This is a genomic window from Hassallia byssoidea VB512170, from assembly GCF_000817785.2.
GTDB lineage: Bacteria > Cyanobacteriota > Cyanobacteriia > Cyanobacteriales > Nostocaceae > Hassallia > Hassallia carrinoi.
This window is the reverse complement of record NZ_JTCM02000189.1, coordinates 1-5,961: the sequence shown is the minus strand read 5'-3', so window position 1 is coordinate 5,961 and position 5,961 is coordinate 1. Positions and strand designations below refer to the sequence as shown.

Here is a 5,961-nt window from a genome sequence, read left to right as displayed (position 1 = left end):
GTCTTCCGTCGGGCGTAGCTTTCCGGGTGCGGGCGCGAAAGTTGATGTAATCTCTTGGACTTTTATCCTGGTTATAGCAATCGTCCGTTCGCAGCTGTACTAACGCACCCCAGCGCTCGCCGGTGTACCAAGCCAAGTCCAAAAGCAATTTATATTTTCTAGATTTAATTTGCTTGCGGATTTTAGAGTAATCGGTGTCGGACAGTAAACATGCCTGTCCGTGCCTATCTGATTTCAAATTTTTTTGCCTTTTACTACTTCCGGTTTAACCATTGACACTGGTTAAACCGGAATATTTATATATTTAGCTAGTAGTTAAATATGGCTCTAATCTAATCGGAGCAATACTTACAGCGCCTCAGTAATTGTTCTGGATTTACATAAAAACGGAATATTTGCACAAGTTTAATTGCTGATTTATCAATGAATTAGTAAATAGTAAAAATATGACATGGCTCAGATAACAGACCTCACTTGGCTGCAACTAGAAACCGCTTCCGGCACTTCTGGATCTTCTAGCTTAATAATTCCTGATAACAGCCTCGGACTTTTATTAAGATTGTCCGCTTTAGGTGTTATCGGCTTAGGATCAAGCAATGCCAAAAACCTCCCCGGCGTAGTTCAAGCCCTCTATCAGCTGCGAGAATTTGCGGCGATCGCACAAGTAACAGCTAATGCCGGTCAATCGATAGGCGAAAGGCTTGCAGCATTCCCCCCAGCTAGTAACGGCACTGCTATAAATGGTTTCGTTATGTCGTCAGGACAAATTATCACTCGCACGCCCTTAGCAACCACTGGAATTATAGGAGCGAGTAATTAGTGGCAAGTTCTAGGGGGATTTTTCGCAACGTCAACATTCTACACGAATTTAATGCCAGTACTGGCACTTCAATAATCGACGTTTATCAACCAGGTTGGTTAAATTCATTAGATGTTGTCAATAACGCAAAATATAGCGGATTTGTAACGTCTTTGCGCTTAACAATTGATATTTCATCAATTAAGCAAATGAGTGTAGTTGAAAGTGACATATTGGCTAGCAGCGAAACAGTTGTTAGCAATAACAAAGAAACTTTTAACTACAACGCGAAAAAATGTCTTAGCTTCTATATGAAGACGGCTAACACCCCACTGATAAAAATCGCTGATGCATATCTATTTAATCAACGACCTTATTACTATTTGGATCTAATTAACTATTTCACTTCAGCCGGCACCTTTGACGTAGCACCTGACGCAATTATTGCTTGCCAGGTTGTAGATGTTGGATATGGCTTATTGCAGGGTAACGACCGGGTGATGCTGCTGGGTTGTGCTGTTGAGGAATCACCAGACCCTAAACCCCAAAGCGTTATACAAACCCCAATCGTATCAAGGATGATTGCTAATAACATTACCACAACAAGCGCGGCAATAGTTAATAGCAACATTAACAGAAAAGGAATTGTGTTTTTTAACAATAGTAATTTGAGCGTTTATCTTGATACGGTAGGTTCTGTATCAACAAACTCGTATTTAGTAAAACTTGTTCCCGGAGCTTATTACGAAGCACCCAACCCGGTTTACACAGGAAATTTTTACGCAATAACTACCGAATCCAATACTTCAATTGATATTAGAGAATTTGTGTAAATGCCAGTAGATTACGCCGAACCGACGCAGCTACAAAATTTTAAAGTCGAGGTTTTTCAACCCGGAAGCGACACCCCTACACTTACAAAACCTACTAATAGCCCAACTTATAAAACCGCTCCAGATCAATTAACAGTACCCAACCGTGACACTAGCTTAGGAAAACCGAATAATTTACCCAGTCGTCAAGATTCTCTAAGGAATGACGGGCAGTATCGCACCGTTGATGTAACACCAACTAACACCGCGAAGTCACCATCAATTAAGCAACTTAATCAGCTTGGAAATGGTACGGCTGGTGAAGCTGCTATCGCGGAAGCTGCCTATTACGCAGGCTTTCTTATTGATGGTGTCATTGATGGATTGCAAAGTAAAAACTTTGAAAATGATTCTCTGAGGCTTAAACGTACAGTTCTTGAAGATTTATCTTACAAGACTGGAAACATGGCAGGAAAAGAAGCCAGGGATTTGACAGAAGATGCCATAAAAAGTAGCGAAAAACTACTTGATGATTTATGGCGTAATAAACCTACATTTGAAATTCCCCAAGTCAAAATTCCTAAGTTTGACTTGCCAAAATTACCAAATTTAGAACCGCCTAAATTTCCAGAATTTAAATTCCCTGAGATTTCTTTTCCTAAACCACAACCAGTAAACTTTCCTACACCACAACCAAAAACATCATCACTGACAGAACAGTTAAAACGTTTAGATATGTTCGATTGTGGTGGAGCAACTATGAAAATTTCTTATGTAGCTTTGTTAACACAAAGAATAAGATCAACGCCAACTGGATCTATTGAAGAAATTGTTTTCTCACAAAGCGATATTAAAACTTTCATAGCAGCTCTTGTTAAAGAAGATCCTAACTCTGCAAATTTAACGACAAGTCAAATATTAGAAGGAGCAGGACAAAGCGGAGCTAACTACCGTGTTGACGAAGGAAACATAAAATTTCGTGCTTTCCGATTTATACCAACAGAAGCAAGTGGGGGAGGTGATGATGGTTATTATCAAGGCGTAAAATATCATAGTTTTCCTTTTTATAGAGCCACCACATTAACAATTGATATTTCTAAAGGTGGGAGCATTAGAAAAATACTAGCGCTCTTATCTGATAAAAATATAGAGCCTGAGGTATACGAATTTTATACAGATTTACCCGATAAAATTGGCTGTTTTCTACCAGTACCAGAAACACCACCACCACCCCCACCCCCACCACCACCAGAGGATGATTGTTGCCGTATGGGATGCTGTCCAAAGCCTACAGAAATTGACTACAGACTAATAAAAGCAATAGTTGACCAAACTTTAAAAGAGCAAAAATTTGCGATTCAAGTACCAATTTGTAAATGTGAATTTAACAATAAAACTAACAAATGGACACCAAAGACAGACACGGTAATTATGGAAGTTTTCGCAACTTCCCAATTACAAGCCGATCAATTAGCGCAGCTCCATCTTGAAAATGCACGACAGGCGGCTGATTTATGTTTAGCAAGAAACACAGAAGAACCGATAGCGGCTATCCCGCAATCATGGCAGATAAGGCATGAAGGTGGTAAACCTCAACTGGTAATTCACTGTGCTGAGAAAAAAGAAGATGGTAAATATGGCAGTGCCATGTACCCAATTACGGTTCCCCACTGGAAAGGTGGAATTCATGATAAGCCACCTTTACCCGCTTATAAAAAAGGTAATTGGGAAGGTATTTTAGTTTTAGCAGATAACACAAAAGTCACTATTAACGCGGCTAACGAAGCGGAATGCACAAAAATTCTTAATGCAATTAAACCTTGGATCAAGAGTGAGATGTTGAAAAACTCTTATTTTAAAGGTGGAAAAATCAACGCTGACATTAAGCCAACTCTTGTAAAGCCGATGTATGGCAGATACTTTAAAACCGGACAAAAGGACAATAAGCCGGACTGGAGAGTAGACTTTTTGTGACCCAAAGATGTCCAAAGCGTATTCAGTGCCAGAAGATGTTAAATCTTCCTGCACTGTCACTTCCGGAAGCAGCTAAAATACTCTTCCTTGATACTTCCACTATTAGATATCACATCATTCGCAAGCGATTACGCGCTTTCAAATGGGCGGGTAAATGGTATGTCTATGAAGTTGATGTAAAAGCCTTTAAACAATCGTTGGATCTATCCCCCGACAGGAAAAAATAATTTGCTTGAGATGCAGTGAGGTGAAACTCGATTGAGGGTTAAGGCTCAATCGGGAAAGTACGCGATCGCTCTTGTATAAGTCGTCTTAGTTCGGCTAGGTTTTATACAACACTCTAGGTAGAAACAATGGCAGCCGCAATTACATCAACCGCTACAACTCTCGAAGGTCAATTATGGGAAGCCGCTTTACGAGTTCAGTTTGCAGAACTATCAATGCCGGCTGAAACACGTCTAAATAACATCCAAGTGAACACCGACACCGAAAATCAAGTATTATCCATTGTTTTTTCAGCACCGGCTAGTTTTACTCTCAGCAGCGATGGGGCGCTGGTTGCAGCTCCTACCCCATACTTGCCATAGTTCTTTCTTTATTTAAATGGGTGAAGAAAGAAGTCAAAAATTAAGGAGAAAAAATAATGGCAGCAACAGAACCTAAAACCCAGATTTTTTATATTAACCTTGGTGGCGGGGTGGGTGATATTGGCGCTACCCGATACGCCTGGAGAGGAAAGAAAGGCTCTTACGACAATATAGCCGAGGAATTAGGAGTCAAAATCGCGAAAGATACCGACACTGGATTGTGTTTTGGTATTAATTACCCTGCACCTGCAAAAGTCCGGATCAGTTATATCGGATCAGATGGAGCTAGTCGTTCTGCTGTTAGATTTTGTGAACCCGACAAAATCAGTAATGTGACTACCGGCGGTAAGCTAGGAAGCAAAGAGATTAAAATTGGTACGAAGTCATTCAAGATTTACGGTGCCTCTTTAAAATCTAACTAATATGGATTTAACTATCGATATTGGTTGGAGATTAAGAATTAACCAAACAATTATTGGTAACAGAAATATCGATTTTCCATATAACTTCAAAAGTCAGTATATAGGTGTTTGGGCAACTACTACAAACGTCAATCCGAGAAATGTAGTAGGGTATTTAACTCAAACCTTATATATTCCTGCTTTGGGGGGGAGAAGTGAAATCAGCGATAGATTTATTCTGATTAATCAAATCCCCAAAGTATTAATCTTTCCTACTGTTTCAGATAGTTTCAATTTGAGATTTCGTTTTGCCGACCCTGTAGGGAATTGTCAAGTAAAAATCTGGGAATATGTAGCTAATTAAGTATTAAAACAATGCCTCTATTTAACCCCTCATCGGTTACTATTACCCCGTCCACCAGTGGCACTGTAGCCGCTACAAGTGTTGCTGCAAGTATCAGTTCGGTTTCTCTTCTAGCTGCAAACTCTGCCAGGAAGGGGACAACTATTTGGAATAATTCAACTGCTAATTTGTATGTTGAATTGGGTGCGACTGCCACCACTTCTGCTTTTACTGCCAGGGTTAGTGCTGGTGGGTATTACGAGGTTCCATTTACTTACACTGGTGCGATTAGCGGTATCTGGGATGCGGTTAATGGAAGTGCGTTAGTAAGAGAGTTTACATAATGCCTTTGTTTAATGAAACTTCAGCACAGCAAGTTATTACAAGTGCAACACAGCCAACTAATCCTAGTCAAGGATTGATTTGGAATGAGTTAGATTCTAATAATAATTTGGTTGAGGCATGGCGGTATATAAACGGTTTTTGGTGGTCTGAAGAAAAACTTTTTAATGTTTTTACCGTTGCGGGTAGCAGCGGATTTAATTATTATCTGGCAATGAACCCCGCATATAATTATTTTATTAAATCAGCCCATCTACTTTTTGAAGTTGCCAGCGCTGCAAGTTACAGTTCAGTATTTAATTTCTTTTTTCAGATAATAAAGGAGCAGGTTCCATATCAACTCCTTTTACCCAAAGTTTTAATATTACGGCTTATGGTCTTTTTACAAATATTTTTTCTGTGAACACTAAAGTTACAAGCACAACAGACACTTATCAAAATCTACGCTTTTTGCTAAGTCGAGCAAGTGGTTCTAATATAATTACCCCATCCTTAGCAATTTTTTATTATTTAATTAAAAAATAGTTAATCCTTAAATCTTGCGAAAAATTTATAAAACCATGAAAAATAATCTCGATATTATTTTGGGAATTATAGCGTTGATTGGAATTACTTATCGAGTATTTCAAATAGAAGCTGCAATTTACAATACGATTAAGGATTTAAAGGATATGGTTAATAATCGGATTGCTGCAAATGAGCT

Annotated in this window: 9 protein-coding genes and 1 pseudogene; 9 read left to right on the top strand and 1 reads right to left on the bottom strand. The window is 39.1% G+C overall.

From position 1 onward, the window contains the following. Positions 1-238 (bottom strand): annotated as a pseudogene (locus tag PI95_RS36515) (tyrosine-type recombinase/integrase); the annotation flags it as partial. A gap of 213 nt (positions 239-451) precedes the next feature. Here PI95_RS36515 and PI95_RS34305 point away from each other — a divergent pair. From PI95_RS34305 to PI95_RS34265, 9 genes are all read left to right on the top strand, one after another. After that, on the top strand, positions 452-820 hold the full coding sequence (locus PI95_RS34305) for a hypothetical protein (RefSeq protein ID WP_039747797.1): 369 nt from the start codon (positions 452-454) through the stop codon (positions 818-820). After that, on the top strand, positions 820-1,632 hold the full coding sequence (locus tag PI95_RS34300) for a hypothetical protein (RefSeq protein WP_039747798.1): 813 nt from the start codon (positions 820-822) through the stop codon (positions 1,630-1,632). The genes PI95_RS34305 and PI95_RS34300 overlap by 1 nt, the downstream gene beginning before the upstream one ends. Continuing rightward, entirely contained in the window at positions 1,633-3,585 is a 1,953-nt protein-coding gene (locus PI95_RS34295; RefSeq protein ID WP_039747799.1) for a hypothetical protein, read from the top strand. It begins immediately after the preceding gene. Positions 3,586-3,620: 35 nt separating this feature from the next. Further along, positions 3,621-3,812, top strand: a complete 192-nt coding sequence (locus tag PI95_RS37635) for a helix-turn-helix domain-containing protein (protein ID WP_039747800.1) — start codon at positions 3,621-3,623, stop codon at positions 3,810-3,812. Between the two features lie 126 nt (positions 3,813-3,938). Next, positions 3,939-4,172, top strand: a complete 234-nt coding sequence (locus PI95_RS34285; protein ID WP_039747801.1) for a hypothetical protein — start codon at positions 3,939-3,941, stop codon at positions 4,170-4,172. A gap of 56 nt (positions 4,173-4,228) precedes the next feature. Continuing rightward, a complete protein-coding gene (locus PI95_RS34280) occupies positions 4,229-4,594 on the top strand; it encodes a hypothetical protein (RefSeq protein ID WP_039747802.1) in 366 nt (121 codons plus the stop codon). A gap of 1 nt (position 4,595) precedes the next feature. Then, a complete protein-coding gene (locus PI95_RS34275; RefSeq protein WP_039747803.1) occupies positions 4,596-4,937 on the top strand; it encodes a hypothetical protein in 342 nt (113 codons plus the stop codon). A gap of 11 nt (positions 4,938-4,948) precedes the next feature. Beyond that, complete coding sequence (locus tag PI95_RS34270; RefSeq protein ID WP_039747804.1) at positions 4,949-5,260, top strand: hypothetical protein; 312 nt, start codon at positions 4,949-4,951, stop codon at positions 5,258-5,260. Then, positions 5,260-5,661, top strand: coding sequence for a hypothetical protein (locus PI95_RS34265; protein ID WP_039747805.1), 402 nt, complete (start codon positions 5,260-5,262; stop codon positions 5,659-5,661). The genes PI95_RS34270 and PI95_RS34265 overlap by 1 nt, the downstream gene beginning before the upstream one ends. Positions 5,662-5,961 lie beyond the last annotated feature (300 nt).